1 protein-coding gene is annotated in these 587 nt (G+C 68.1%); it reads left to right on the top strand.

Annotation, left to right across the window (positions count from 1 at the left end):
* Positions 1-587: FAD-dependent oxidoreductase (locus tag G3I71_RS45830; protein ID WP_164324870.1), on the top strand; the 587-nt coding region annotated here is incomplete at both ends.

Raw genomic sequence — 587 nt, 5'->3', positions numbered from 1 at the left:
GACTTCCGTCGACGTCAACGGGCAGCGGATCCAGGGCCGCCACGTGCTCCTGGCGACCGGCTCCGTGCCGAAGTCCCTGCCGGGTCTCGACATCGACGGCAACCGCGTCATCTCCTCGGACCACGCGCTGGTCCTGGACCGCGTGCCCGAGTCCGCGATCATCCTGGGCGGCGGCGTCATCGGCGTCGAGTTCGCCTCGGCGTGGAAGTCCTTCGGCACCGACGTCACCGTCATCGAGGGCCTCAAGCACCTCGTCCCGGTCGAGGACGAGAACAGCTCGAAGATCCTTGAGCGTGCCTTCCGCAAGCGCGGCATCAAGTTCAACCTCGGCACCTTCTTCGAGAAGGCCGAGTACACCGAGTCGGGCGTCCGCGTGACGCTCGCCGACGGCAAGACCTTCGAGGCCGAGGTGCTGCTGGTCGCCATCGGTCGCGGTCCGGTCTCGCAGGGCCTGGGCTACGAGGAGCAGGGCGTCGCGATGGACCGCGGCTACGTCCTGGTCGACGAGTACATGCAGACCAACGTGCCGACCATCTCCGCCGTCGGTGACCTCGTCCCGACCCTCCAGCTCGCGCACGTCGGCTTCG

Source organism: Streptomyces sp. SID12501, assembly GCF_010550245.1.
GTDB lineage: Bacteria > Actinomycetota > Actinomycetes > Streptomycetales > Streptomycetaceae > Streptomyces.
This window is presented reverse-complemented; position numbering and strand designations above follow the sequence as displayed.